This window comes from Chromobacterium sp. CCUG 76385 (assembly GCF_059916625.1).
This window is the reverse complement of the sequence record NZ_JAUCGU010000012.1, coordinates 64,301-88,558: the sequence shown is the minus strand read 5'-3', so window position 1 is coordinate 88,558 and position 24,258 is coordinate 64,301. Positions and strand designations below refer to the sequence as shown.

General features: G+C 63.7%; 21 protein-coding genes. 5 read left to right on the top strand and 16 right to left on the bottom strand.

Annotated elements, in window-relative coordinates; translation table 11 throughout:
* Window positions 1-27 precede the first annotated feature (27 nt).
* Entirely contained in the window at window positions 28-729 is a 702-nt protein-coding gene (locus QUG01_RS10295) for a substrate-binding periplasmic protein (protein WP_500830051.1), read from the bottom strand.
* Window positions 730-817: 88 nt separating this feature from the next.
* Window positions 818-2,137, bottom strand: a complete 1,320-nt coding sequence (locus QUG01_RS10290; RefSeq protein ID WP_500830050.1) for a sodium-dependent transporter — start codon at window positions 2,135-2,137, stop codon at window positions 818-820.
* Between the two features lie 531 nt (window positions 2,138-2,668).
* Between QUG01_RS10290 and QUG01_RS10285 the strand changes: the two genes are divergently transcribed.
* On the top strand, window positions 2,669-3,604 hold the full coding sequence (locus QUG01_RS10285; protein WP_500830049.1) for a diguanylate cyclase domain-containing protein: 936 nt from the start codon (window positions 2,669-2,671) through the stop codon (window positions 3,602-3,604).
* A gap of 74 nt (window positions 3,605-3,678) precedes the next feature.
* Here the strand turns inward: QUG01_RS10285 and mpl are convergent, their stop codons facing one another.
* Window positions 3,679-5,049, bottom strand: coding sequence for a UDP-N-acetylmuramate:L-alanyl-gamma-D-glutamyl-meso-diaminopimelate ligase (gene mpl, locus QUG01_RS10280; protein WP_500830048.1), 1,371 nt, complete (start codon window positions 5,047-5,049; stop codon window positions 3,679-3,681).
* Between the two features lie 155 nt (window positions 5,050-5,204).
* Here mpl and QUG01_RS10275 point away from each other — a divergent pair, with 155 nt between their 5' ends.
* The 3 genes from QUG01_RS10275 to QUG01_RS10265 all read left to right on the top strand — a co-directional run bounded on the left by QUG01_RS10275 (window position 5,205) and on the right by QUG01_RS10265 (window position 9,558).
* The gene (locus QUG01_RS10275) at window positions 5,205-6,905 is read left to right on the top strand and encodes a LytS/YhcK type 5TM receptor domain-containing protein (protein WP_500830047.1); all 1,701 of its coding nucleotides are present in this window, start codon (window positions 5,205-5,207) and stop codon (window positions 6,903-6,905) included.
* Window positions 6,899-7,618 (top strand): two-component system response regulator BtsR, encoded by a 720-nt coding sequence (gene btsR / locus QUG01_RS10270; RefSeq protein ID WP_500830046.1) that lies wholly within the window; start codon window positions 6,899-6,901, stop codon window positions 7,616-7,618. The genes QUG01_RS10275 and btsR overlap by 7 nt, the downstream gene beginning before the upstream one ends.
* A 131-nt stretch (window positions 7,619-7,749) precedes the next feature.
* Window positions 7,750-9,558: a carbon starvation CstA family protein gene (locus tag QUG01_RS10265; RefSeq protein ID WP_500830045.1), complete on the top strand. Its 1,809-nt coding sequence runs from the start codon at window positions 7,750-7,752 to the stop codon at window positions 9,556-9,558.
* Between the two features lie 67 nt (window positions 9,559-9,625).
* Here QUG01_RS10265 and QUG01_RS10260 read toward each other — a convergent pair whose 3' ends face one another.
* The 13 genes from QUG01_RS10260 to hemB all read right to left on the bottom strand — a co-directional run bounded on the left by QUG01_RS10260 (window position 9,626) and on the right by hemB (window position 22,636).
* Complete coding sequence (locus QUG01_RS10260; protein ID WP_500830044.1) at window positions 9,626-11,035, bottom strand: sodium:proton antiporter; 1,410 nt, start codon at window positions 11,033-11,035, stop codon at window positions 9,626-9,628.
* A gap of 256 nt (window positions 11,036-11,291) precedes the next feature.
* Entirely contained in the window at window positions 11,292-11,681 is a 390-nt protein-coding gene (gloA, locus tag QUG01_RS10255) for a lactoylglutathione lyase (protein ID WP_043621258.1), read from the bottom strand.
* A 16-nt stretch (window positions 11,682-11,697) separates the two neighbouring features.
* A complete protein-coding gene (locus QUG01_RS10250) occupies window positions 11,698-12,408 on the bottom strand; it encodes a M48 family metallopeptidase (RefSeq protein ID WP_500830043.1) in 711 nt (236 codons plus the stop codon).
* The gene (locus QUG01_RS10245; RefSeq protein WP_199153736.1) at window positions 12,368-13,144 is read right to left on the bottom strand and encodes a lysophospholipid acyltransferase family protein; all 777 of its coding nucleotides are present in this window, start codon (window positions 13,142-13,144) and stop codon (window positions 12,368-12,370) included. Before QUG01_RS10245 ends, QUG01_RS10250 begins: the two co-directional genes overlap by 41 nt.
* Before the next feature lie 16 nt (window positions 13,145-13,160).
* Complete coding sequence (gmhB, locus tag QUG01_RS10240; protein ID WP_043621266.1) at window positions 13,161-13,700, bottom strand: D-glycero-beta-D-manno-heptose 1,7-bisphosphate 7-phosphatase; 540 nt, start codon at window positions 13,698-13,700, stop codon at window positions 13,161-13,163.
* Between the two features lie 111 nt (window positions 13,701-13,811).
* The gene (gene glyS / locus QUG01_RS10235) at window positions 13,812-15,872 is read right to left on the bottom strand and encodes a glycine--tRNA ligase subunit beta (RefSeq protein ID WP_500830042.1); all 2,061 of its coding nucleotides are present in this window, start codon (window positions 15,870-15,872) and stop codon (window positions 13,812-13,814) included.
* Between the two features lie 15 nt (window positions 15,873-15,887).
* Complete coding sequence (locus tag QUG01_RS10230) at window positions 15,888-16,310, bottom strand: surface-adhesin E family protein (RefSeq protein WP_500830041.1); 423 nt, start codon at window positions 16,308-16,310, stop codon at window positions 15,888-15,890.
* A 68-nt stretch (window positions 16,311-16,378) separates the two neighbouring features.
* On the bottom strand, window positions 16,379-17,269 hold the full coding sequence (gene glyQ, locus QUG01_RS10225) for a glycine--tRNA ligase subunit alpha (RefSeq protein ID WP_043621275.1): 891 nt from the start codon (window positions 17,267-17,269) through the stop codon (window positions 16,379-16,381).
* Window positions 17,270-17,325: 56 nt separating this feature from the next.
* Window positions 17,326-18,642 (bottom strand): protoporphyrinogen oxidase, encoded by a 1,317-nt coding sequence (gene hemG / locus QUG01_RS10220; protein ID WP_500830040.1) that lies wholly within the window; start codon window positions 18,640-18,642, stop codon window positions 17,326-17,328.
* A 180-nt stretch (window positions 18,643-18,822) separates the two neighbouring features.
* Window positions 18,823-19,848 carry an L-threonine 3-dehydrogenase gene (gene tdh / locus QUG01_RS10215; protein ID WP_500830039.1) on the bottom strand — a complete coding sequence of 342 codons (1,026 nt, stop codon included), beginning with the start codon at window positions 19,846-19,848 and terminating at the stop codon, window positions 18,823-18,825.
* A 169-nt stretch (window positions 19,849-20,017) separates the two neighbouring features.
* Entirely contained in the window at window positions 20,018-21,217 is a 1,200-nt protein-coding gene (locus QUG01_RS10210) for a glycine C-acetyltransferase (protein ID WP_500830038.1), read from the bottom strand.
* 132 nt (window positions 21,218-21,349) lie between these two features.
* Window positions 21,350-21,562, bottom strand: coding sequence for a hypothetical protein (locus QUG01_RS10205; RefSeq protein WP_500830037.1), 213 nt, complete (start codon window positions 21,560-21,562; stop codon window positions 21,350-21,352).
* Window positions 21,563-21,631: 69 nt separating this feature from the next.
* Window positions 21,632-22,636, bottom strand: a complete 1,005-nt coding sequence (hemB, locus tag QUG01_RS10200) for a porphobilinogen synthase (RefSeq protein WP_500830036.1) — start codon at window positions 22,634-22,636, stop codon at window positions 21,632-21,634.
* 484 nt (window positions 22,637-23,120) lie between these two features.
* On the opposite strand from hemB, the gene QUG01_RS10195 reads away from it, so the two are divergent.
* Complete coding sequence (locus QUG01_RS10195; protein ID WP_500830035.1) at window positions 23,121-24,227, top strand: porin; 1,107 nt, start codon at window positions 23,121-23,123, stop codon at window positions 24,225-24,227.
* Window positions 24,228-24,258: the final 31 nt, after the last annotated feature.

The following is a 24,258-nucleotide window of genomic DNA, read 5'->3' as shown; positions in this document are numbered from 1 at the left end:
GCGCGTGCCATCGGAACATGCCGGGCGTCAACGCAAGCGGTACTTATGAATGCTGCCATCCTCCTGGATGGAGACAATGGCCCGGTTGATGCTGGCCAACGCTTCGTCTCCAACCTCATGGTTGCAGGCAAAGGCGATATCGCTTTTCTCCACCACGATCGCCACCTTGGGCGGCGGCATGTCCAGCCGCGACGACACCGAGGCCACGCCTACATCCGTCATGGCCCACAAATCCAGCCGTCCCAGCTGCAGCTTGCGCAAACCGGTGAGATAGTCGGCGCTTTCCTCAGGCTGGAAGCCCAGTTGCCGCAGACGGTCGGCCACCATGCTGCCGCGCAGCGCGCCGATTCTTAGCCTCTTCGCCCGTTCCAGGCTGGGCCATTGCCTATCATCTCCGTTTTTGGCCATCAGTACGATTTGAATAGGCAGAATGGCCACGCTCCATTTGAACATCGGCCGCAGATCAGGCATCTGCGCGATAGGCATGCAAGAGTCAGCCTGCTGCCGCACCAGCAACATGGCGCGAGCCTGCGGATAAAACTCGTAAGCAAACGGAATGCCGGCGCGGCGCGATATCTCCCGCATGAGTTCTATCGCGCCGCCGCCCTGTGTTTTGCCATTGGAGCCCGGCTCCATGATGCCTGGCACCGGCACCAGCAACATGCGCAAGGACTCGGCATGGCCGGGCAAGGCCAGCAAGCCCAGCAGCAACCCCCACCATCGTTTCATGCCGCCTCCCGCAGCGACGATTCAGGTTCAACGATAGCAAAACGGGAGGCGCGCCTCCCGTCAATCGCTTTGCGCTGCAATCTGGCTATCAGAAACCGCTGATCAGAATCCAACCGATCAAGGCCGGCGCCAGCGCCATGCTGAAACCGCGCATCGCCGTCATCGCGCGCGGCGGACAGACCGCGGACAACTCGTCGCGCACCACCGGCCAGACCTTCCAGCCGACGAACAGCGCCAGCAGCAGCTCGCCCAGCGGCATCAGCAGCTTGGAAGTCACAAAGTCCAGCAAATCGAAGAAATTCATCCCGAACAGCTGGTAATCGCCCCATACGCCCAGCGACAGCGAAGCCGGAATGCCCAACAGGAAGGTGGCGGCAGCCATGCCGCAGGCGGCGGCGCGGCGCGACAGACCCATTTCATCGATGGCGAAGCTGGTGATGACTTCCAGCAGCGACACCGATGACGTCAGCGCCGCCAGCAACAACAGGCAGAAGAACATCACGGCGAACAGCTGGCCCAGCGGCAGGTGGGCGAACACTGCCGGCATGGTGATGAAAGTCAGACCAGGGCCGGCCGACGGATCGAAACCGAAGGCGAACACGGCCGGCAGCACCATCAAGCCGGCCAGGAAGCAGGTGGCCACCGTCAGCAGGATCACCCACAGCGCGGACCCCACCAGATTGGACTCGCGGCCGACATAAGAGCCGTAGGTGATCATGATGCCCAGGCCCAGCGACAAGGAGAAAAAGGCCAGGCCCAGCGCATCCATCAGCATGGCGCCGCTGAGCTTGGAAAAGTCCGGCGCCACGAAATAAGCCAAGCCGTCCATCGCGCCCGGCAAGGTCAGGCCGCGGACGATCAGCAGCAGCATCAGGGCGAACAGCGCCGGCATCAGGAACTTGGACAGCTTCTCGATGCCCTGTTGCACGCCGCCCACCACCACGGCCAGCGTCAGCAGCGCGAAACCCGCGTGATAGGCCAGCGGCAGCGACGGATGGCTGATGAAGCCGCCGAAGATGTCGCCCAGCACCTTGGCGTCGGAAGTCAGGATGCTGCCGTCCAGCGACTTGCCGATGTAAGCGATGGTCCAACCGCCGACCACGCTGTAAAACGACAGAATCAGGAAGCACACCAGCACGCCCATATAGCCGATCACCGGCCAGAAGCCGCCGGCCAGCTTGCGGAACGAGCCGACTGCGCCGGCGTTGGCGGCCCGTCCCAAGGCCATTTCCGACAGCATCAGCACCAGGCCCAGCGTCAGGCAAATGCCCAGATAAACAAACAGAAACGCGCCGCCGCCATTGGTGGCGGCCACATAAGGGAACTTCCAGATGGCGCCCAGCCCGATGGCCGAGCCGGCCGCCGCGAGTATGAAACCGAGGCGCGAGCCCCATTGAGATCTAGCCATGTTTGAATCTTCTTTGTCGTATTGCTGTTATTGAAGGTGCTTGCCATGCCTGCATGGGTCGGCGAAAACCTCGCGCGGGAAGCAGACATGGCGGCCGCCGCGCAAGGCGGACGGCGGGGTCTTCCGGCAGCGGCCCGATTGAGGCTGCCGCGGAAAGGGATGGCCGGACGCGCTGCGCCGCCCCGCGCGCCGATGCGGCGGCGGACCAGGCGCTGGCAGGTCCAATCCGGGAGAGGGAATCGTTGGTTGAACGACACTACTGCTGCGCCGGGGGTGGTGGCGCCGCGCAGTCCTCTAGATGTATCCTGGATACGTTTCAAAATGTAACAACGATTGCGGACAGTTTCTACTGTTTCGCCAGCCCACCCTGCAAATTACCCGGTCAGCATGCCGATGCGGGCATCGACAACACATTGCGTCCGTGAAATCGCCGCCGTCAGCGAATAAACTAAGTAGAAGAACTTAGCCCGCGCCGGCGTCATCCGGCGCGCGGCTATGACACGCCTGTTTGCCACGGATGGGGGAACAGCCATGACCGCTTTGCAGACGCTGCAGCCCCTGATCGACACGGTGCAGGGTTGCCTGGTGCTGTCCTCGCCGGACGATGGCCGCATCGTGTCCGCCAACCAGCTGGCCAGCATCCTGCTGGCTTGCCCGCACGACGAGTTGCTGGACCGCTCGATGTACGACTTCCTGCCCCACCCCGCCGACGTCGACGCCATACGCCAGGATCTGGACGCGCACAGCATGATCTACAACCGCGGCATGCAGCTGCGCACGGTCAACGGCCGCAACTTCGATGTCCAGCTCTCGGTGCGCAAGGTCAGCCTGAACGATGCGGCGATGCTGGTATTCAGCTTCTCCGACCGCACCGAGGCCAAGGTGATGAGCCAGTTGCTGGACTATGAGCGCCAACTGGTGCAGCGTTCGCTGAATATCGTCAAGACGCTGAAAGAAGAAGGCTGCCAGAGCCAGGACGAAGACAGGCTGACCGGCGTGGCTGGCATGCACCGGATGATGGCCGCCGCCCACGCCGAAACCAGCCGCGTGCTGCGTTACGGCGGCACGCTGTCTATCCTGGCGCTGGTGTTGGTCAACGCTCCGGACATGGTGCCCAGGGAGGACGACGGCTCGGCCTACAATCATCTGCTGCGGCTGGCCGCCAGCCTGTGCCTGCAAAGCATACGCGACAGCGATCTGGTGGCGCGCCGCGACGACAATGCCTTGATCATCCTGCTGCCCAGCACCGACATGAACGGCGCCAGCGAACTGGCGCGCCGGCTGATTACCTCGCTGCGCCAGCTGACCTTTCTGTATCAGGGCGAGGAACACCAGGCGGCGGCCTGCGTCGGGCTCAGCGAGCTGCGGCCGGACGAGGCCGGTCCCAAGCCCATGCTGGAGCGGCTGGAATATGCGCTGCAAAAAGCGCAGGAAGGCGGCGCCAACTACATCATCCGCCTGCCTTGATCCGTTGCGTCAGCGGGAATGAAAAACGCCGATGATAGACCATCGGCGTTTCTGTTGCGTCCGGGCGGACCCGATCAGGCCAGTTTGTCCAGCAGCTTCTGGTGAATGCCGCCGAAACCGCCGTTGCTCATCACCAGCACATGGTCGCCTGGCTTGGCCTCGGCGACGATGGCGCCGAGCAGCGCGTCAAAGTCCGCGAAGGTCTGCGCCTTGTCGCCCATGGGCTGCAAGGCCTCTCCCGGGTTCCAGTTCAGCCCCGCCGCCGAGCAGAATACCCGGTCGGCCAGCGCCAGCGAGCCCGGCAGCGCGTCCTTCATGGTGCCCAGTTTCATGGTGTTGGAGCGCGGCTCCAGCACCGCCAGGATGCGCGCCGCCCCGACCTTGCGGCGCAGGCCTTCCAGCGTGGTGGCGATGGCCGTCGGGTGGTGGGCGAAGTCGTCGTAGACGGTGACGCCGCCCGCCACGCCCTTCACTTCCATCCGGCGCTTGACGTTGGCGAAACGGGACAAGGCGTCGATGGCGTCCTTGACCGCCACCCCGGCATGGCGCGCGGCGGCGATGGCGGCGATCGCGTTCAGCCGGTTGTGCTCGCCCATCAGATCCCAGCGCACCGTGCCTTGCAGCTTGCCTTCCAGCCATACGTCGAAGGCGCCATCGTCATGCAGCGCGCCCAGCTGCCAGCCGGCGTCGGCGCCGAAACGCTCCACCGGCGTCCAGCAGCCCCTCTCCAGCACGCGGTCCAGATTGGCCTCGCGGCCGTTGCTGACGATGCGGCCGTTGCCGGGAATGGTGCGCACCAGATGGTGGAACTGGGTCTCGATGGCGGCCAGATCGGCGAAGATGTCGGCATGATCGAATTCCAGATTGTTCAGAATCGCCGTGCGCGGACGGTAATGGACGAACTTGGAGCGCTTGTCGAAGAAAGCAGTGTCGTACTCGTCGGCCTCGATCACGAAGAAGGGGCTGACGCTGGCCGCATCCAGCGCCGGCTTGCCCGGCAAGCGCGCCGACACGCCGAAGTTTTCCGGGATGCCGCCGATCAGAAAGCCCGGCGCCAGGCCGGCGTCTTCCAGTATCCACGCCAGCATGGAGCTGGTGGTGGTCTTGCCGTGGGTGCCGGCCACCGCCAGCACCCATTTGTCGCGCAGCACATTCTCCGCCAGCCACTGCGGGCCGGAGATGTACGGCAGGCCGCGGTTGAGGATTTCCTCCATCAGCGGCTTGCCGCGCGTCACCACATTGCCGATCACGTACACATCCGGATTCAAATCCACCTGTTCCGCGCCGAAGCCCTGCACCAGCTCAATGCCCATCGCCTCCAGCTGGGTGCTCATCGGCGGGTAGACGTTGGCGTCGCAGCCGGTCACCTTGTGGTCGGCCTGTTTGGCGATGGCGGCGATGCCGCCCATGAAGGTACCGCAGATACCCAGGATGTGGATGTGCATATCGGTTCAGCAGGGAAAACGTCGAAAGCGCAAGGATACCGGAAAGCACAGCGCCGCGTCACCGCCGGCCCGATGCCGTCCACCCTTGCGCCAGGACAAAGTTGCGCCGCGCGATAGCCCGCTAAACTGTTCACATCCAAACCAAAATCCCGCCCATGCTTGTCGAACTGTCCCTGGTGCTATCGCTGCTGCAGCAGATGTGCGTCTATCTGGTGATCGCCTATCTGCTGTCCAAAACGCCGCTGTTCATGCCGCTGACCCAGGTGACCCTGCGGCTGCCGCATCGGCTGGCCTGTTATGTGGTGTTCTCGATGTTCTGCATCATGGGCACTTACTTCGGCCTGCACATCGACGATTCCATCGCCAACACCCGCGCCATCGGCGCGGTGTTGGGCGGCATGCTGGGCGGACCATGGGTGGGGCTGGCCGTGGGCTTCACCGGCGGCCTGCACCGCTACTCGCTGGGCGGCCTCACTGCCGGGGCCTGCATGGTCTCCACCATGGTGGAAGGGCTGCTGGGCGGGCTGGTGCATCTGTATCTGGTGAGAAAGGGCAAACGGGCCAAGCTGTTCGACCCGCTGGTGGTGGCGCTGACGGCCCTGGCCGCCGAAGTGTGCCAGATGGCCATCCTGCTGGCCCTGGTGCGGCCGTTTCATGCGGCCGAGCATCTGGTGGAAAGCATCGCCCTGCCGATGATGATCGCCAACACGCTGGGCGCCGGCATGTTCATGCGCATTCTCTTGGACCGCCGCGCGCTGGCCACGCAATACTCCACCGCCTTCTCCAGCAAGGCGCTGCAGATCGCCGCCCGCGCCGAGGGCGTTCTGCGCCAGGGCTTCAACCGCGAGAACAGCATGACCGTCGCCCGCATCCTGTACGAGGAGTTGGGCGTCGGCGCCGTGGCCATCACCGACCGCGAACATCTGCTCGCCTTCATCGGCATCGGCGACGACCACCACAAGCCCGGCACCGCCATCACCTCGCCGCACACCCACCGCGCCATCGAACACAATCAGGTGGTGTACGCCGACGGCGAGGAAGTGCCCTACCGCTGCTCCCTGCATCCGCAGTGCAAGCTGGCGTCGTCGCTGGTGATTCCGCTGCGCGGCGAAGACGAGCGGGTGATCGGCACCATCAAGCTGTACGAGCCGCGCAACAAGCTGATCTCCCACATCAATCTGACGCTGGGCGAAGGCATCGCCCGCCTGCTGTCCAGCCAGATCCTGCAGGGCCGCTACGACCAGCAGAAGCAGCTGCTGGCGCAGACCGAGATCAAGCTGCTGCACGCCCAGGTCAACCCTCACTTCCTGTTCAACGCGCTGAACACCCTGTCGGCGGTGATCCGCCGCAACCCGGAGCACGCGCGCCAGCTGGTGCAATATCTGTCCACCTTTTTCCGCAAGAACCTGAAGCGCTCCAGCGAGGTGGCGACGCTGGCGGACGAGATCGAACATGTCAGCGCCTATCTGCACATCGAAGAGGCGCGTTTCGCCGGGCGGCTGCATGTGGATATCGAGTTGGCGGAGGACGCCCGCAAGGTCCAGCTGCCGGCCTTCTCGCTGCAACCCATCGTGGAAAACGCCATCAAGCACGGCACCTCGCAGCTATTGGAGCCCGGCCGCATCCGCATTGGCGCGCGCTGCGACCAGGGCGCGCTGCGGGTGACGGTGGAGGACAACGCCGGCCTGTACGCGCCGGCCGGACCCAGCGACGGCATGGGCATGTCGCTGGTGGACCGCCGCATCCGCGCCCGCCACGGCGCCGGCTACGGCGTGTCGGTGGAGTGCCAGCCGGAAGCCTATACCCGCGTCACGCTGACGGTGCCCTGCCCCTGCCCCGGAGAACAACCATGCTGAAGACCCTGCTGGTGGACGACGAGCCGCTGGCGCGCGACGAACTGCGCCAGCTCCTCGCCGCGCATGCCGGCTTCGACATCGTCGGCGAATGCGGCAACGCCATCGAGGCCATCGCCTTCATCCACCGCCAGCAGCCCGACGTGGTGTTTCTGGACATCCAGATGCCGCGCGTCAGCGGCCTGGAAATGCTGGCCATGCTGGACCCGGACAAGCTGCCGCGCGTGGTGTTCGTCACCGCCTTCGACGACTACGCCATTCAGGCTTTCGAGGAACATGCCTTCGATTACCTGCTCAAACCGGTGGACCCAGAGCGGCTGGCCAAGACCATAGGCCGGCTCCAACGCGAGGCCGCGCCGCGCGCGCTGGACGGCCTGCCGCTGGCGCCGCTGGAGCTGGTGCCCTGCCATGGCGTCAACCGCATCGCCCTGCTCAGGCTGGACGAAGTGGAATTTGTCTCCTCGCGCGTCAGCGGCGTGTTCGTGCAGGCCGCCGATGGGCGCGAACACTTCACCGAACTGACGCTGCGCACCTTCGAGGAGCGCAGCGGCCTGTTCCGCTGCCATCGCCAGCATCTGGTCAATCTGCGCGCCATCCGCGAAATCCGTCTCGGCGACAATGGCGTGGCCGATATCGTGACCTTGGGCGGCCGCAGCCTGCCGGTCAGCCGCCGCTTCCTGAGGCCGCTGAAGGAAGCGTTGGGGATTCCTGGCTGAGCGACTGCGCCGCCGCTCGCCCCCCGTTTTCCCGCCGTTCGCGCCGCCAGGCTGCCGCTGGCGCAGCCGGCGCCCCTGGTCCTTTCTTTAAAGGCGTAAGGTGAAGCCACTATTTCACCGGAGCCATGATCATGGATCACGCATTGACTTTTGTGATCGGCAGCCTGTGCATTCTTGCGATCTGCTACCGCCTGTACGGGGTGTTCTTCACGCGCAAGGTGCTGGGCGTCGACGACAGCGCCGTCACCCCTTCCCATGAGCTGAAAGACGGCAAGGACTACGTGCCCACCAGCAAGTGGGTGGCCTTCGGCGGCCACTTCGCCGCCATCGCCGCCGCCGGCCCGCTGGTCGGCCCGGTGCTGGCCGCCCAGTACGGCTACCTGCCCAGCATGCTGTGGCTGTTGATAGGCTGTGTCATCGGCGGCGCGGTGCACGACACCGTGGTGCTGTTCGCCTCGATGAAGCACCACGGCAAATCGCTATCGGAAGTGGCCAAGGCCGAGCTCGGCCCGTTGGCCGGCTGGTGCACCGGCCTGGCCATGCTGTTCATCATCACCATCACCATGGCCGGCCTGTCCATGGTGGTGGTGCATGCGCTGGAGCGCAACCCGTGGGGCGCTTTCGCCGTGTTCATGACCATCCCCATCGCCATAGCCGTGGGCCTGTGGGAACGCGTGACCGGCAGCATGAAGAACGCCAGCTATGTGGGCATCGCCGCCATCATGGCCTGTGTGTTCGCCGGCCCTTACATCCAGCACACCGCGCTGGGCGAATGGCTGTCGCTGCAGGCGTCGACCGTGTCGCTGCTGCTGCCCATCTACGCCTTCTTCGCCACCGCGCTGCCGGTATGGATGCTGCTGACCCCGCGCGCCTGCCTGTCCAGCTTCATGAAGATCGGCGTGTTCGGCCTGCTGGTGGTCGGCGTGGTGTTCATCAACCCGCAAATCCAGTTCCCGGCCGTGACCCAGTTCATCCACGGCGGCGGCCCGGTGCTGTCCGGCCCGGTATGGCCCTTCATTTCCATCACCATCGCCTGCGGCGCGATTTCCGGCTTCCACGCCTTCATCGGCTCCGGCACCACGCCCAAGCAGATCGACAAATGGAGCGACATCCTGCCGGTGGGCTTCGGCGCCATGCTGGCCGAATGCGTGGTGGGCGTGATGGCGCTGATCGCCGCCACCGCCCTGCACCCGGCTGATTACTTCGCCATCAACTCCGCGCCGGCCGTTTTCCACACCCTGGGCATGGACGTGGTGAATCTGCCCAAGCTGTCCGAGGAGATCGGCCTCGATCTGTACGGCCGCACCGGCGGCGCCGTGACGCTGGCGGTGGGCATGGCGGACATCTTCACCCGCATCCCGTGGTTCAGCAATCTGGCGTCCTACTTCTTCCAGTTCATGGTGATGTTCGAGGCCGTGTTCATCCTCACCGCCATCGATTCCGGCACCCGCGTCGCCCGCTATCTGATCCAGGACTTCGTCGGCGATCTGTGGGCGCCGCTGAAGCGCACCGACTGGATGCCCGGCGCGATCGGCGCCTCCGTCGTGGCCTGCGTGATGTGGGGATACCTGCTTAACTCCGGCGACATCAACTCGGTGTGGGCGCTGTTCGGCGTGTCCAACCAGCTGATGGCCTCCATCGGCCTGATCATCGGCGCCACCATCATCCTGCGCCTGTCGCACAAGCGCAGCTATATGATGACCTGCCTGGTGCCGCTGGCCTACCTGTACGTCACCGTCAACTACGCCGGCTACTGGATGGTCAAAAACGTGTACCTGAATCCGGCTGCCAAGGGCTACAACCTGTTCAATGCCGGCATCTCCATCGTGATGCTGGCCCTGGGCCTGGTGATTCTGATCTCCGCCTGCCGCCGCTGGAAACAGTTGCTGAGCCGTCCGGCCCCGCAGCCGGAACTGAAGCCGGCCTTGTCTGAAGCCTGATTCTGATCAGCCAGCAAAAAGCCCGTCGCGATCGCGGCGGGCTTTTGGTTTGATAGGGCTGGCGGATCTAGAAGAACACCACCGTCAGCAACACGAAGCACGGCAGCAGCACCGCGCCAGACCACATCATATAGCCGAAGAAACCCGGCATCTTGACGTGGCGGTGCTCGGCGATGGCTTTGACCATGAAGTTAGGCGCGTTGCCGATATAGGTCATCGCGCCCATGAACACCGCGCCCATCGAAATGGCCAGCAGCGTATCGGCCAGCGGGCCCATCATGGTGGCGGCGTCGCCGGATGCCAGATTGAAGAACACCAGATAGGTCGGCGCATTGTCCAGGAAGCTGGACAGAATGCCGGTCATCCAGAAGTACATGATCTCCAGCGGCTCGCTTTCCGGACCGGATACCGCGTGCACCAGGCTGGCCAGCTGGCCGTGCTCGCCGGCGCGCAGGATGGCGATCACGGGCGCGATGGTGATGAAAATCCCGGCAAACAGCTTGCCCACTTCCAGAATCGGCAGCCAGTTGAACTCATTGCCGGCGCGGACCTGTTTCGGCGTGATCCACAGCGAGGCGAAGGCCAGCAGCACCAGGATTCCGTCGCGCAGCAGGTTCTGCAGCTCCAGATGCGCGCCCGGCAGGTGGATGACGATGCCGGGCTTCCACAAGCCGGACATCAGCACCGCGCCCACTACGCCGGCCAGCAGCCAGAAGTTGCGCTTGCCGTAGAGCTTGAGCGGCTTGTCATGGCTGGTGTCCACCGGCTTCAGCGTGCCCCCCGCCGCTTCCTTGGCGTACATGTGCCGATCCAGGAAGTAGAAGATGGTCAGCAGCAGCGCGGACAGCAAGGCCACCGGCGCCAGCATGTGCAGGAAGGTCCAGCCGAAGGTCACGCCCTTCAGGAAGCCCAGGAACAGCGGCGGATCGCCCAACGGCGTCAGGCCGCCGCCGACATTGGCCACCAGGAAGATGAAGAACACCACGACGTGCACATTGCGCTTGCGGCCCTCGTTGGCGCGCAAGAGCGGGCGGATCAGCAGCATCGCCGCGCCGGTGGTGCCCATGATGGAAGCCAGCACGGTGCCGATGGCCAGGATGGTGGTATTCAGCTTGGGCGAGCCGTGCAGCGAGCCCCATACCAGAATGCCGCCGGATACGGTGTACAGCGCGAACAGCAGCACGATGAAGGGAATGTATTCGGTGAACAGCGCGTGCAGCACCAGCTCGCCGGTTTGCCCCAGGCCGAACATCACGGCGAACGGCAGCAGGAACAAGGCGGTCCAGCCGGCGGTGATCTTGCCGAAATGATGGTGCCACACGCCGGGCGCCAACATAGGAAACAAGGCGATGGACAGCAGGATACCGGCGAACGGCACGGCCCAACCCAGGCTCAGCGAGGCGCCATCCAGATCCGCTGCCTGGGCGACGGCGGGCAACAGCATGGCGCCCGCCAGAGTAATCAGTTTATTTTTCATCAGTCCTTCCCGCGGGCATGGCCCGTAGATAAAAACGCAGCGCGAAGCTGCCAGAGCATTCCCGGTTGTGCTTGTCGGCGCAGGCCGGGCTTCCGGGTGCCGGCCTGTGCGTGTCGCAAGTCCTGCCAGACGCGCGAAAACATGGAGTCGCTGACAAAAATCCACAAAACGCCGCAGGCAAAACGCGCCGCCTTGGCCGTACCCGCAAGTACGGCCAGGCGGCGCAACGCGGCACCAGGATTTTTGTCAGCCGCGCTTAGCGGCTACCCTTCTGGATGAACTCGATCTTGTAACCGTCCGGGTCCTCGATGAAGGCAATCACGGTGGTTCCGTGCTTCATCGGGCCGGCCTCGCGGGTGACCTTGCCGCCCTTGGCGCGCGCCATGTCGCAGGCGGCATAGGCATCTTCCACTTCGATGGCGATGTGGCCGTAGCCATTGCCCAGCTCGTAGGATTCGGTGTCCCAGTTATGGGTCAGCTCCAGCACGGTGTGATCGGCCTCGTCGCCATAGCCGACGAAGGCCAGCGTGAAACGGCCCTCCGGAAAATCGGAACGGCGCAGCAGTTTCATGCCGAGTACTTCCTGATAGAACGATATCGAGCGTTCAAGGTTCCCGACGCGCAACATGGTGTGAAGCATTCTCATGACAAAATCCTCAAAATCAGCCAAAGGCAAACAACTCGCCGCCATGCTGGCGCAGCCAGCGGCGAGACTCGCGCCAGCCTGGGTAAAGACGCTCGGTCTCCGCCCAGAACGCCGGCGAGTGATTCATGTGTTCCAGATGAGCCAGTTCGTGCGCGATGACGTAATCGACCACTGCCAACGGCGCCTGCGCCAGCCGCCAGTTCAGGCGGATGCCGCCGTCGGCGCTGCAGCTGCCCCAGCGCGTGCGCGCGGAAGACAGCTGCAATCGGCTCGGTTTGCGGCGGCAACGCGCCGCCAACAGGGCAAGGCGGCCGGGGAACAGCAGCGCCGCCTCGCGTTTCAGATATTTAGCCAGCACGGCCTTCAGCGCCTCGGCGTCGCCTTCGGCCACGCCGGCCACCAGCAGGACGTCGCCGTCGCGCCGCACCGTCTTGCGGCCGCCGCCGACCAGGCGCAAGCCCAGCGCTTCGCCCAGCAGCGTCAACCGGCTCAGATCCTCGCTCTTGGCCTGCTGGCTGCGCTGGCGCAGCACATGGCCCACGATCCAGTCGTGGCGCTGCCGCAGCACCTGATGCAGGCGCTCCTGGCTGACGCCGGGCGCGGCGATCAGCTCGACCACGCCGTCGCGCACCCGTATGCCTATGCTCTGACGCGTCCGCCGCGTCAGCAGCACCGGCACGTCGCCGTCAGGCAGAGGCAGGCGATGCCAGACGCTGGCGTTTTTCATCGGGATCGGCAAACGGACCGACGCCGCCGATTTCGCGCTGGCGGGCTTCGATCCAGGCTTCGGCTTCGGCCATCATGGATTCGGGGCCGACGCTTTCGGACGGACGGATGGCGGGGCCCACCACCACGGTGACCTCGCCCGGATATTTCAGAAAGGCGTTGCGCGGCCAGAATTCGCCGGCGTTATGCGCCACCGGCACCATGGGCATGTCGAACTGCTTGGCCATGCGCGCCGCGCCCAGCTTGTACTTGCCGATGCGGCCCGGCTTGGTGCGGGTGCCCTCCGGGAACACGGTGATCCAAAAGCCGTGGCGCTTGCGCTCCAGCCCCTGCTCCAGCAAACGCTGATTGGCGCGCGAGCGGTCCGAGCGGTTGATCATGATCGGGTTCATCAACACCAGGCCCCAGCCGAACAGCGGTATCCAGGCCAGCTCGCGCTTGGCCACGTACACCTGCCACGGGAAGATTTTTTGCAGCGCCAGCGTTTCCCAGCCCGATTGATGCTTGGAGCAGATCACCGACGGCTCGGTCGGGATGTTTTCGCTCCCCAGCACCTTGTATTTCAGGCCGATGACGTGCTCCAGCATCCACAGCAAGGTCAGCGCCCAGCTGACGCCGAATACGTGGCGCGCGCGGCGCGGCAGCGGCGCGGCCAGCAGCAACAGACAGAAAAACAGCGGCGTAATGACGATGAGAACCAGCCAGTACAGCAGGTTGCGTATCAAAAGACTGATCATGCTTGCAGTATCTGCCTCAGTGATGATTGATCAGATGCTCGGCGGCATCGTACAAATCGTTGAACACCAGGGTGTTTTCCGGCAGCTTGCCGGCCGCCAGCGTCTTGACGCCCTTGCCGGTCTTCACCAGCATGGGTTGGCCGCCGACCGCGGCGATCGCTTCCAGATCGCGCAGGCTGTCGCCGATCAGCGGCAAGCCTTCCAGCTTGACGTTGAAGCGCTCGGCGATCTCCAGCACCATGCCCGGCAGCGGCTTGCGGCATTCGCAGCCGTGGTCCGCCGCGTGCGGACAGAACACCACCGCGTCGATGCGGCCGCCCGCCTGCCCCACCAGCCGGTGCATTTTCTCGTGCATGGCGTTCAAGGCGTGCATGTCGAACAGGCCGCGGCCGATGCCGGACTGGTTGGTGGCCACCACCACGCGCCAGCCCGACTGGGTCAGATTGGCGATGGCTTCCAGGCTATGCTCGATCGGCACCCATTCCACGCTGTTCTTGACGAAATCGTCGCGATCCTGATTGATCACGCCGTCCCGGTCCAGAATGACTAGCTTCACGCTTTCTCCAATGAGTAGGGCGGAAGCCCCGCCGGGGCGTTCCGCCGTTTGCACGCTTTCCGGCTGGCGGCTTGGCGGAACGCCCGGCATGGCCGGGCTTCCGCCTTGCGCTTACTCCGCCAGCAGCGAGATGTCCGCCACGCGGTTGAACAAGGCGGCCAGACGAGCCAGCAACGCGATGCGGTTGGCGCGAACCTGGGCATCCTCGGCCATCACCATCACGCCGTCGAAGAAGGCGTCCACCGGCGCTTTCAGGCTGGACAGCTGCGCCAGCGCGCCGGCGAAGTCGTGGGCGGCGAACTTGGCTTCCACCGCCGGGGCCAGCTCCTGCACCGCGGCGTAGAGCGCCTGCTCGGCGGCTTCCTGCAGCAGGGCGGGATTCACCTCGCCAATGCCGCCCTCGGCCTTCTTCAGGATGTTGTTGACGCGCTTGTTGGCGGCGGCCAGCGCGGCCGCTTCCGGCAGCGCCTTGAACTGCGCCACGGCGGCCAGCACGGCGCGCACTTCGTGAATGCGGCTCGGCGCCAGGGCCAGCACGGCGTCGATCTCGTCGCCCTTGCAATCGGCGGCCAGGAAGTTCTTCAGACGGTCCATCATGAAGCCGAACACCTCGTCGGCCACCGTGGCGGACAGCTTGCCCTCCGGGAAGGCGGCGGCCACGATGGCCAGCAGCTGCTTCAGGTCCAGATCGGCTTCCAAAGCCATCCGCACCACGCCCAGCGCGGCGCGGCGCAAGGCGAACGGATCTTTATCTCCGGTCGGGATCAGGCCGATGCCCCAGATGCCGACGATGGTTTCCAGCTTGTCGGCCAGCGCCACAGCGGTGGCGATCTTGCCTGCCGGCAGCGTGTCGCCGGCGAAACGCGGGTGGTAGTGCCCCTCGATGGCGGCGGCCACTTCGGCGTGCTCGCCGTCATGCTGGGCGTAATACATGCCCATGATGCCCTGCAGCTCCGGGAATTCGCCGACCATATCGGTCACCAGGTCGGCCTTGGCCAGATAGGCGGCGCGGGCGGCCAGCGCGGTGTCGGCGCCCAGCTCGTGGGCGATGGCACCGGCGATGCTTTGCAGCCGCTCCACGCGCTCCAGCTGGGTGCCGATCTTGTTGTGGTACACCACATTGGCCAGACGCGGCAGGCGGCTGTCCAGGCGATGCTTCTTGTCCTGCTCGAAGAAGAACTTGGCGTCGGACAGGCGGGCGCGCAGCACGCGCTCGTTGCCGCCGATCACGAAAGTCGGATCTTGCGGCGCGATATTGGACACCAGCAGGAAGCGGTTCATCAGCTTGCCGCTCTGGTCCAGCAGCGGGAAATACTTCTGGTTTTGCTGCATGGTCAGAATCAGACACTCCTGCGGCACTTGCAGGAACTCGGCCTCGAAACCGGCCTCCAGCACCACCGGCCATTCCACCAGCGCCGTCACCTCATCGAACAGCGCGTCCGGGGCGGCGATGGTGGCGCCAAGCCGGGCGGCGGCCTCGGCCAGCTTGTGGCCGATCAGCTCGCGGCGGGCGGCGAAACTGGCGATGACCTTGCCGGACTCATGCAGGGTCCGAGCGTAATCGTCGGCGTGGGCAACCACCACCTCGCCCTGCGACAGGAAGCGGTGGCCGCGGGTGACGTTGCCGCTCTTGAGTCCCAGCACTTCGCCGGCGATGACCTTGTCGCCATGCAGCATGATCAGGCCATGCGCCGGACGCACGAATTGCACGTCGGAATCGCCCCAGCGCATCAGCTTGGGCGCCGGCAGCTTCTTCAGCGCCAGCGCCACCACGTCGGCCAGCACGGCGGACAGCGCCTCGCCGGCCTTGGTGCTGGAATAGGCGTACACATCCTGCTTGCCGTTGTTGACGATGGAAAGGTCGGACACATCCACGCCGCAAGAGCGGGCGAAGCCGGCCAGGGCCGGGGTCGGCTGGCCATCTTTCAAGCCGGCGGCCACGGCCGGGCCTTGGCGGGTGATGTGCTGGTCCGGCTGCACGGCCAGCACGCCGGGCAGCTGCACCGCCAGGCGGCGCGGCGAGGCGTACACCACCGGCGCGGCGTCGGCGGCGGCGAACTGCGCCTTCTTCAGTTCTTCGGAGATGGTCTGGGCGAAGCTCGCGGCCAGACGCGGCAAGGCCTTGGGCGGCAGCTCCTCGGTCAGGAGTTCGATCAGCAGGGTTGCGTTCATTCTCTTCGATTTCAATTATTGGGAGGCGTTTCCCGCCGCGTCACAGATCACCTTCATCATGGCGTGGGCGACGGAATCCTCGTTCACCGGCTGCCACTTCCAGGCATAGCGCGGCACCGGGAACATCGTGGAAAACAGGTGCTTGTTGTTCTGGTCGAAATACTCGGAACCGACAAACACATACTGGTACTGCTTGCAATCGGCGTAGCCTGTGGTGCGGCGGATATAGTAGTGAAGCTTGTACGGCTTCTCGTAGCGCTGTTTGGCGAAACGCTCCTGGTTGATGAAGTGCACCAGTCCGTCCTTGCCCAGCCACAGCGAGTTGCCGTCCACCGCCAGCTGCAGCTGGCGGCCATCCTGGTACACCACCCAGTCGGCGGGCGATTCGGCCCAGGCCGGCAAACTCGCCAGCAACAACATCGCAGCAAAAGCTCTCATTTTCCACTCCTATCGGTCAGGCTGGGCTTGCCAACCATAACAGCATAGGCGATACGCCGCTGGCAGCTTCAGTCCTTGCGGCACATCGGGAAGCCCAATGCTTCGCGCGCGTCGTAATAGGCCTGCGCCACGCCGCGCGACAGATTGCGGATGCGGCCGATGTAGGCGGCGCGCTCGGTCACGGAAATGGAGCCGCGGGCGTCCAGCAGGTTGAAAGTGTGGCCGGCCTTCAGGATCATCTCGTAGGCCGGCAGCGGCAGGCTGGCTTCCAGCAATTTCTTGGCTTCCGCCTCGTAATCATTGAACTGGCGGAACAGCAGCTCGACATTGCTGTGCTCGAAAGCGTACTTCGACTGTTCCACTTCGTTCTGGTAGAACACATTGCCGTAGGTCACCGGCTGGCCATCCGGCAGATGGGTCCAGATCAGGTCGTAGACGTTCTCCACGCCCTGCAGATACATCGCCAGACGTTCCAGGCCATAGGTGATCTCGCCCAGCACCGGCTTGCAATCCAGGCCGCCCACTTGCTGGAAGTAGGTGAACTGGGTCACTTCCATGCCGTTCAGCCACACTTCCCAACCCAGGCCCCAGGCGCCCAGCGTCGGGTTTTCCCAGTCGTCCTCGACAAAGCGGATATCCTGCAGCGTCGGATCCAGACCCAGCTCCTGCAGCGATCCCAGATACAGCTCCTGGATATTGGACGGCGACGGCTTCAGCACCACCTGGAACTGGTGGTGCTGGAACAGGCGGTTAGGGTTCTCGCCATAGCGGCCGTCCTTGGGACGGCGGCTGGGCTGCACATAGGCGGCGTTCCAGGGCTCAGGACCCAGCGCGCGCAGGAAGGTGGCGGTGTGCGAGGTGCCCGCGCCGACTTCGGTATCGTAGGGCTGCAGCAGCGCGCAGCCCTGGCGGTTCCAGTAGTGCTGGAGCTTGAGAATGATTTCCTGGAAGGTAAGCATAAATGTGTCGTTGGAAGAATTGACAAATAAACGTCGATTCTACCGCCTGCCGCCGCTCACGCAAAGCCGGACGGGCTGACGCCGCCCAAACGGTCCGCCAGACGACGCCCCTTGCGCAGGCAATCCGCCAGCGAGACGCCATCCAGCCAGTTGGCGCAGACATGCAGGCCCTGCGCCGCCAGCGGCTGCGCCAGACGCCGCACCCTCCCCTGCAAGGCCGTCCCTTGCGGCAGCGCCTCAGACCAGCGGGTAATCCGTTGCGACAACGGCGGCGCGCGCAAACCGAACAACTGGTCGAGCTCGGCATTGACCCGAGACAACAAGTCTTCGTCGCTCAAACGCAGCAAGTCTGGACGGCGCCGCCCGCCGATGAAACAAGTCAAGAGCCGCTTATCGTCCCGGCAGACATGCGGGTAGCTGGAGCTGACCGAAAGATAACCCAGCGTCAAGGTGTCCTCGCCATGCGGATGCAGCGCGCCGCCGCCGGGCAAGGGGCTGGCCAAGGCATCGGCATCCAGCAAGGTGGACACCACCGCCAGCGGCGCATAGGGAATGCGCCGGCAGGCATCGGCCAGGCCAGGCGCCAACGGGTGCAGCAGCATGGCGGCCTGGGATGCCGGCAAGGCCAACACCACCTGCTCCGCATAGGTCCAGCCGGAGGCGGTGCGCAGGCGCCAGCCGGCGCCCTCCCGCCTCAGCGCAGTCACCGCGGTATTCAGCCGGACATCGAGGTCGCGTGCCAACTGGCGCGGCAATTGCTGCAAGCCGCCGCGCAGGGTGCAACTGCGGCGGCGACCCAGCCGGCGGTTCATCCGCATCAAGCCGCCTAAGAAGGGCCCGCGGCATTGCGCCGCCTCTGCCAGATCCGGCAAGGTCTCCTCCAGTCTCAGCTCGCGCGGATCGCCGGCGAAAATGCCGCCCACCATGGGCTCCATCACCCGCGACAGCACCTCGCGGCCAAAACGCGAATCGCAGAAGGCGGCGACGCTATCCAGGCCAGCCGTCTCCTCTCCGGACCTGAGCATGCCGGCTACGACCTGCCATTTGGCGCGCCAGCTCAGCAAATCGCCTCCCAGCAGCTGCAAGGGGCCGGCGGGCAGCCGCCGATAGCGGCCATTGAGCAGGATGTAGCGCTGCCGGCCGTCGCTATGCGGCCACACCGGCTCCAGCCCCAGCGACGGCAGCCACTGCAACAGCTCCTCATCGGCCAGCAGGGTATGCGGCCCCGCTTCGCATAGCGCTTCCCCCTGCTCCGTCCTGACCTTGCCGCCGACGCTGTCGGCGGCCTCGAACACGCTTACCGCCGCCCCCTGGCGCTGCAGCCACCAGGCACACGACAAGCCGGACACGCCGGCGCCTATCACCGCAATCATCAGCCTCTCCTTGAACAGGATATTTATTAGCTTCTGATTATCCAGCTAGCGGTCCAGCGCTCGTTGATGGCGGTCAAGCCGAGGGCTTTGCCATGAGCCTGATCGCCCAATCCTTGCGCGCCAGAAAACAAATAGGCCGCCCGGCAATCGGGCGGCCCTCCGGTAAGGACAGGCGCGGATTTACTGCCAGTCCAGAATCACCTTGCCGCTCTGGCCGGACAGCATGGCGGCGAAGCCTTGCTCGAATTCGTCCACCTTGAAGTGGTGGGTGATGATGGGGCGGATGTCCAGGCCGGACTGGATCAGGGCCACCATCTTGTACCAAGTCTCGAACATTTCGCGGCCGTAGATGCCCTTGATTTCCAGGCCCTTGAAGATCACCTGGTTCCAGTCGATGGCGGTGTTGGACGGCGGGATGCCCAGCAGCGCCACCTTGCCGCCGTGGTTCATCGTCTCCAGCATCTGGCGGAAGGCCTGCGGATTGCCGGACATTTCCAGGCCCACGTCGAAGCCCTCGGTCATGTGCAGTTCCTGCATCACCGCCTTCAGGTCTTCCTTGGCGACATTGACGGCGCGGGTGGCGCCCATCTTCTTGGCCAGCTCCAGGCGGTAATCATTGACGTCGGTGATCACGACATGGCGCGCGCCGACGTGCTTGGCGATGGCCACCGCCATGATGCCGATCGGGCCGGCGCCGGTGATCAGCACGTCCTCGCCCACCAGATTGAAGCTCAGCGCGGTGTGCACGGCGTTGCCGAACGGGTCGAAGATGGAGGCCAGGTCGTCGGAGATGTCGTCCGGAATCGGGAAGGCGTTGAAGGCCGGGATCACCAGGTATTCGGCGAACGCGCCCTCGCGGTTGACGCCGACGCCGGTGGTGTTGCGGCACAAGTGGCGGCGGCCGGCGCGGCAATTGCGGCAGTAGCCGCAGGTGATATGGCCTTCGCCGGACACGCGCTGGCCGATCTGGAAGCCCTGCACTTCCGAGCCCATGCCGGCCACGACGCCGACGTATTCATGGCCGACGTGCATCGGCACCGGGATGGTCTTCTGCGACCACTCGTCCCAGTTCCAGATATGGATGTCGGTGCCGCAGATCGCGGTCTTGGTGATCTTGATCAAGAGATCGTTATGACCGACTTCCGGCATCGGAACATCGGTCATGGTCAGGCCGGGAGCGGCCTGCAGTTTGGCTAGTGCTTTCATGGAAACCTCTATGCAGCGAGAACCACAAGCCATCTTTGCCACGAAACCCACGAAACGACACGAACAAACGAGGCGACCGATCCATTACAGGAAATCCGCCCTTGATTTACATTTCGTGTCATTTCGTGTTTTTCGTGGCACAAACTCGTTGTTCTTTCAGCTCAATAATTTAAATCACGCCCAGTTCGCGGCCTACCTTGGTGAACGCGGCCACCGCTTTCAGCACTTGCTCTTCGCTGTGCGCGGCGGACATCTGGGTGCGAATGCGCGCCTTGCCCTTGGGCACCACCGGATAGGAGAAGCCGATCACGTACACGCCTTCGGCCAGCAGCTTGGCGGCCATCTCGCCGGCCAGGCGGGCATCGCCCAGCATCACCGGGATGATGGGGTGCTGGCCCGGCACCAGGGTGAAGCCGGCGGCGGACATTTCCTTACGGAACAATTCGGCGTTGCGGCGCACCTTGGCGCGCAGCTCCGCGCCTTCGCCGCTCTTCAGTATGTTCAGCACTTCCACGCTGGCGGCGGCGATGGCCGGAGCCAGCGTGTTGGAGAACAGATACGGACGCGAACGCTGGCGCAGCAGGTCCACAATCGGTTGGCGCGCGGCCACGTAACCGCCTGACGCGCCGCCCAGCGCCTTGCCCAGCGTGCCGGTGTAGATGTCCACGCGCTCGGCCACGCCGCACAGTTCTGGCGTGCCGGCGCCGGTTTCGCCGATGAAGCCGACGGCATGGGAGTCGTCCACCATCACAATGGCGCTGTGGCGGTCGGCCACTTCGCACAGGCCCTTCAGGTTGGCGATGATACCATCCATCGAGAACACGCCGTCGGTGACGATCAGCTTGAAGCGCGCGCCGGCTTCCTCGGCGGCGATCAGTTGCGCCTCCAGATCGGCCATGTCGTTGTTCTTGTAACGGAAGCGCTTGGCCTTGGACAGCCGCACGCCGTCAATGATGGAGGCGTGGTTCAGCTCATCGGAGATCACCGCGTCCTCTTCGCTCAGCAGCGTTTCGAACACGCCGCCATTGGCGTCGAAACAACTGGAGTAAAGAATGGTGTCGTCGGTGCCCAGGAAATCGGAAATGGATTTTTCCAGCTGCTTGTGGATGGTTTGCGTGCCGCAGATGAAGCGCACCGAGGCGCAACCGTAGCCGTAATGATCCATGCCGGTCTTGGCGGCCAGCACCAGGCGCTTGTCGTCGGCCAGGCCCAGGTAGTTGTTTGCGCAGAAGTTCAGCACCTGCTCGCCGCCGGCCAGCGCGATGTCGGAACTTTGCGGCGTTGCGATCACGCGTTCCGGTTTTTCATAACCATCGGCTTTGATTTGGGCCAGCGTGGCCTGCAGATGGGCCAGGTAAGTATGATTCATGACAATCCTTTGCATAGGCCGGAGGCGGGAATCGAACCCGCGTCCGAAGGCACCGCGCCCCGCCCGCGGCGGCGCGCCACGAAAACTGTAGCCATTCTAGCCCAGCGCACTCATCGCCAGCAGTGACAGTTATCAGTGTTTTGGCGGAACTCTGTCACCTTCCCGCAACTTTTCCGCCTCGCCAGCCGGCGCATCTTCTTCATCATCCCAAGCCAGCGGCGTCACGCCGGGCGGCAGCTGGATCGGCGGTTCGCGCTTGGCCAGCCGGGCCAGCACGCCGACCACGGTGATGGCAGGCGCGGCGATGATGGCCACCCAGAACCAGGTGGAATGCAGCACGTCCATGATGTCCTCCCTCAAAAACAAACGCCCCCGGCCCCATTCCGGGCAGGGGGCGCGGCTCATCGTTTCATTTTAGCGCTGGCGCAGCAGGCGCGCGGCATCCATCGCGAAATAGGTCAGAATGCCATCGGCCCCGGCGCGCTTGAAGGCCAACAGGCTTTCCATCATGCACTTTTCCTCGTTCAGCCAGCCGTTCTGGAACGCCGCCTTCAGCATGGCGTATTCGCCCGACACCTGGTAGGCGAAGGTGGGCACATGGAAGGTGTCCTTGACGCGGCGGATCACGTCCAGGTACGGCATGCCCGGCTTGATCATCACCATGTCGGCGCCCTCTTCCAGGTCCTGCGCCACTTCCTGGATGGCTTCCTCGATATTGGCCGGGTCCATCTGGTAGCTGTTCTTGTCGGCCTTGCCCAGATTGGCGGACGAACCCAACGCGTCGCGGAACGGGCCGTAGAAGCCGGACGAATACTTGGCGGAATAGGCCAGTATCTTGGTGTGGATATAGCCTTCTTCCTCGAAAGCCTCGCGGATGGCGCCGATACGGCCATCCATCATGTCGGACGGGCCGAACACGTCGACGCCGGCCTCGGCATGGCACAGGCCCTGCTTGATCAGGATTTCCGTCGTTTCATCGTTCAGCACATAGCCGCTGGCGTCGATCACGCCGTCCTGGCCATGAATGGTGTACGGATCCAAGGCGCCGTCGGTCATCACGCCCAACTCAGGAAAGCGCTTCTTCAACTCGCGCACCACGCGCGGCACCAGGCCTTCCGGGTTATAGGCCTCGCTGCCCTCATTATCCTTGGAACCAGTGATCACAGGGAACAAGGACAGCATCGGAATGCCCAGCTCCAGCGCCTCTTCCGCCACAAACAACAGCTTGTCCAGCGTCAGCCGCGGCGCGCCCGGCATGGACGGCACGTCCACCACCTGATTGCTGCCTTCCATCACGAACACCGGGTAGATCAGATCATTGGCGGTCAGCACATTCTCGCGCATCAGGCGGCGGCTGAATTCATCCTTGCGCATGCGGCGCATGCGGGTGGCAGGAAAATAACGATTAGCAAAAATCATGTCGACAGTCCCCCCAAAAAGACAACGGCAATTGTACGCCCATTCCCCACTCGCAGACAGCATGGCCAAGACATGAGCCTACTCGGTACAATGATTGAGTTTTACTCATGAGTCTATTTTCGAGTTCAGCGCAAGGCATGAACTTGAAAGCCTGCTACCAGGGCATTGGAAAAAATGTCACAACTTTTTTCAATAAAAATTGAAATGAATTTTCATTCATATCTCATAAATATGATAAAAGATTATCAAAAAAGAAAAGTGCCAGAATTAAGCCGATGATTTATCTAAGATTCCAAAATGGATCAAAACCATCACATGAAATTTCAATTGCATAACCTGCGCAACGCCATCGGCTGTTAATTTGTATTTCTTGACAACAATTTAGACACAGATAAAACTGAGCCTCCCAACGACGGCGGAATAAAAACCACATCGCCGACAAACGGCCGACACGGCTGATGACAACAAAGGGCTTTAGAGAAACATGAAGAAAACTATTATCGTTGCGGCCATTGCCGCAGCCATCCCTGCACTCGCGCAAGCTGACGTCAACCTGTACGGATCGCTGCGCGCCGGCGTGTCCATCACCAAGAACAGCACCAACAACTACAACTCCACCTTCGGCGTGGATGACTTTGGCAGCCGCATAGGCTTCAAGGGCAGCGAAGACCTGGGCAACGGCCTGAAGACCATCTGGCAGGTGGAAACCGGTTTCGCCATGGACGGCGTGGCTGGCGGCGGATCCGCCTCCGGCACCTTCGCCAACCGTCAGAGCTATGTCGGCATCGATGGCGCTTACGGCAAGGTGCGCGTTGGCCATCTGGACGACGTGCTGGCCGACACCGAAGCCACCGACAACCTGTACGGCCCGCGCCGCGACGGCATGGGCACCAACTTCCCGCTGTACGAAGCCACCGATCTGTTCTCCTACGGCGACGCCCGCTTCAAGAACAGCATCCGTTACGACTCCCCGACCTGGAACGGCTTCAACCTGACGCTGCAATACGGCGCGGGCGAAAGCCAGGCTGCCGGCCAAATGAAGCAAGGCGATGGCTATGGCCTGCGCCTGGCTTACCAGAATTCGGGCTTCTTCGGCGCCTTCGCCAACGCTACCAAGCTGAACACCAAGGGCGGCAGCAACAGCACCACCAATCGTCTGGAAGGCGGCTACAGCGCCAACAACCTGTACTTGGCCGCCAGCTACCAGTGGCTGACCACCTATGGCGATGCATACGCCAAGAATGATGATGGCTCTTACAAAGTGCCCGGCATAGCCAACCTCCCGACCATCGCTCATACCGGCGGCAACAAGGTGGAAAACACCACCTGGGCCCTGAACGCTGCCTACACCATCGGCAACTTCAAGCCGTCCATCGTGTACTCCAAGCGCGGCGACGCCAAGATAGACGGCACGCGCTACAGCCTGGGCGCCAGCCAGTGGGCCGCCGCGGTGGACTACACCTTGAGCAAGAACACCCTGGTGCAAGTCGGTTATGGCGAACGCAAGGACAATAAGGATGCGCAAACCTTAAACAAATTGGCTCAAGAGAAGTCCACGCTGGCCTGGGCCATGATGAAGCACAACTTCTAAGCGCCGTCATCCCGGTTTTCGAATGTGCAGA

Bases quoted from the DNA above. Each gene is read 5' to 3' on its own strand.
- QUG01_RS10295 (WP_500830051.1), bottom strand. From the start codon at position 729: ATGAAACGATGGTGGGGGTTGCTGCTGGGCTTGCTGGCCTTGCCCGGC.
- QUG01_RS10290 (WP_500830050.1), bottom strand. From the start codon at position 2,137: ATGGCTAGATCTCAATGGGGCTCGCGCCTCGGTTTCATACTCGCGGCG.
- QUG01_RS10285 (WP_500830049.1), top strand. From the start codon at position 2,669: ATGACCGCTTTGCAGACGCTGCAGCCCCTGATCGACACGGTGCAGGGT.
- mpl (WP_500830048.1), bottom strand. From the start codon at position 5,049: ATGCACATCCACATCCTGGGTATCTGCGGTACCTTCATGGGCGGCATC.
- QUG01_RS10275 (WP_500830047.1), top strand. From the start codon at position 5,205: ATGCTTGTCGAACTGTCCCTGGTGCTATCGCTGCTGCAGCAGATGTGC.
- btsR (WP_500830046.1), top strand. From the start codon at position 6,899: ATGCTGAAGACCCTGCTGGTGGACGACGAGCCGCTGGCGCGCGACGAA.
- QUG01_RS10265 (WP_500830045.1), top strand. From the start codon at position 7,750: ATGGATCACGCATTGACTTTTGTGATCGGCAGCCTGTGCATTCTTGCG.
- QUG01_RS10260 (WP_500830044.1), bottom strand. From the start codon at position 11,035: ATGAAAAATAAACTGATTACTCTGGCGGGCGCCATGCTGTTGCCCGCC.
- gloA (WP_043621258.1), bottom strand. From the start codon at position 11,681: ATGAGAATGCTTCACACCATGTTGCGCGTCGGGAACCTTGAACGCTCG.
- QUG01_RS10250 (WP_500830043.1), bottom strand. From the start codon at position 12,408: ATGAAAAACGCCAGCGTCTGGCATCGCCTGCCTCTGCCTGACGGCGAC.
- QUG01_RS10245 (WP_199153736.1), bottom strand. From the start codon at position 13,144: ATGATCAGTCTTTTGATACGCAACCTGCTGTACTGGCTGGTTCTCATC.
- glyS (WP_500830042.1), bottom strand. From the start codon at position 15,872: ATGAACGCAACCCTGCTGATCGAACTCCTGACCGAGGAGCTGCCGCCC.
- QUG01_RS10230 (WP_500830041.1), bottom strand. From the start codon at position 16,310: ATGAGAGCTTTTGCTGCGATGTTGTTGCTGGCGAGTTTGCCGGCCTGG.
- glyQ (WP_043621275.1), bottom strand. From the start codon at position 17,269: ATGCTTACCTTCCAGGAAATCATTCTCAAGCTCCAGCACTACTGGAAC.
- hemG (WP_500830040.1), bottom strand. From the start codon at position 18,642: ATGATTGCGGTGATAGGCGCCGGCGTGTCCGGCTTGTCGTGTGCCTGG.
- tdh (WP_500830039.1), bottom strand. From the start codon at position 19,848: ATGAAAGCACTAGCCAAACTGCAGGCCGCTCCCGGCCTGACCATGACC.
- QUG01_RS10210 (WP_500830038.1), bottom strand. From the start codon at position 21,217: ATGAATCATACTTACCTGGCCCATCTGCAGGCCACGCTGGCCCAAATC.
- QUG01_RS10205 (WP_500830037.1), bottom strand. From the start codon at position 21,562: ATGGACGTGCTGCATTCCACCTGGTTCTGGGTGGCCATCATCGCCGCG.
- hemB (WP_500830036.1), bottom strand. From the start codon at position 22,636: ATGATTTTTGCTAATCGTTATTTTCCTGCCACCCGCATGCGCCGCATG.
- QUG01_RS10195 (WP_500830035.1), top strand. From the start codon at position 23,121: ATGAAGAAAACTATTATCGTTGCGGCCATTGCCGCAGCCATCCCTGCA.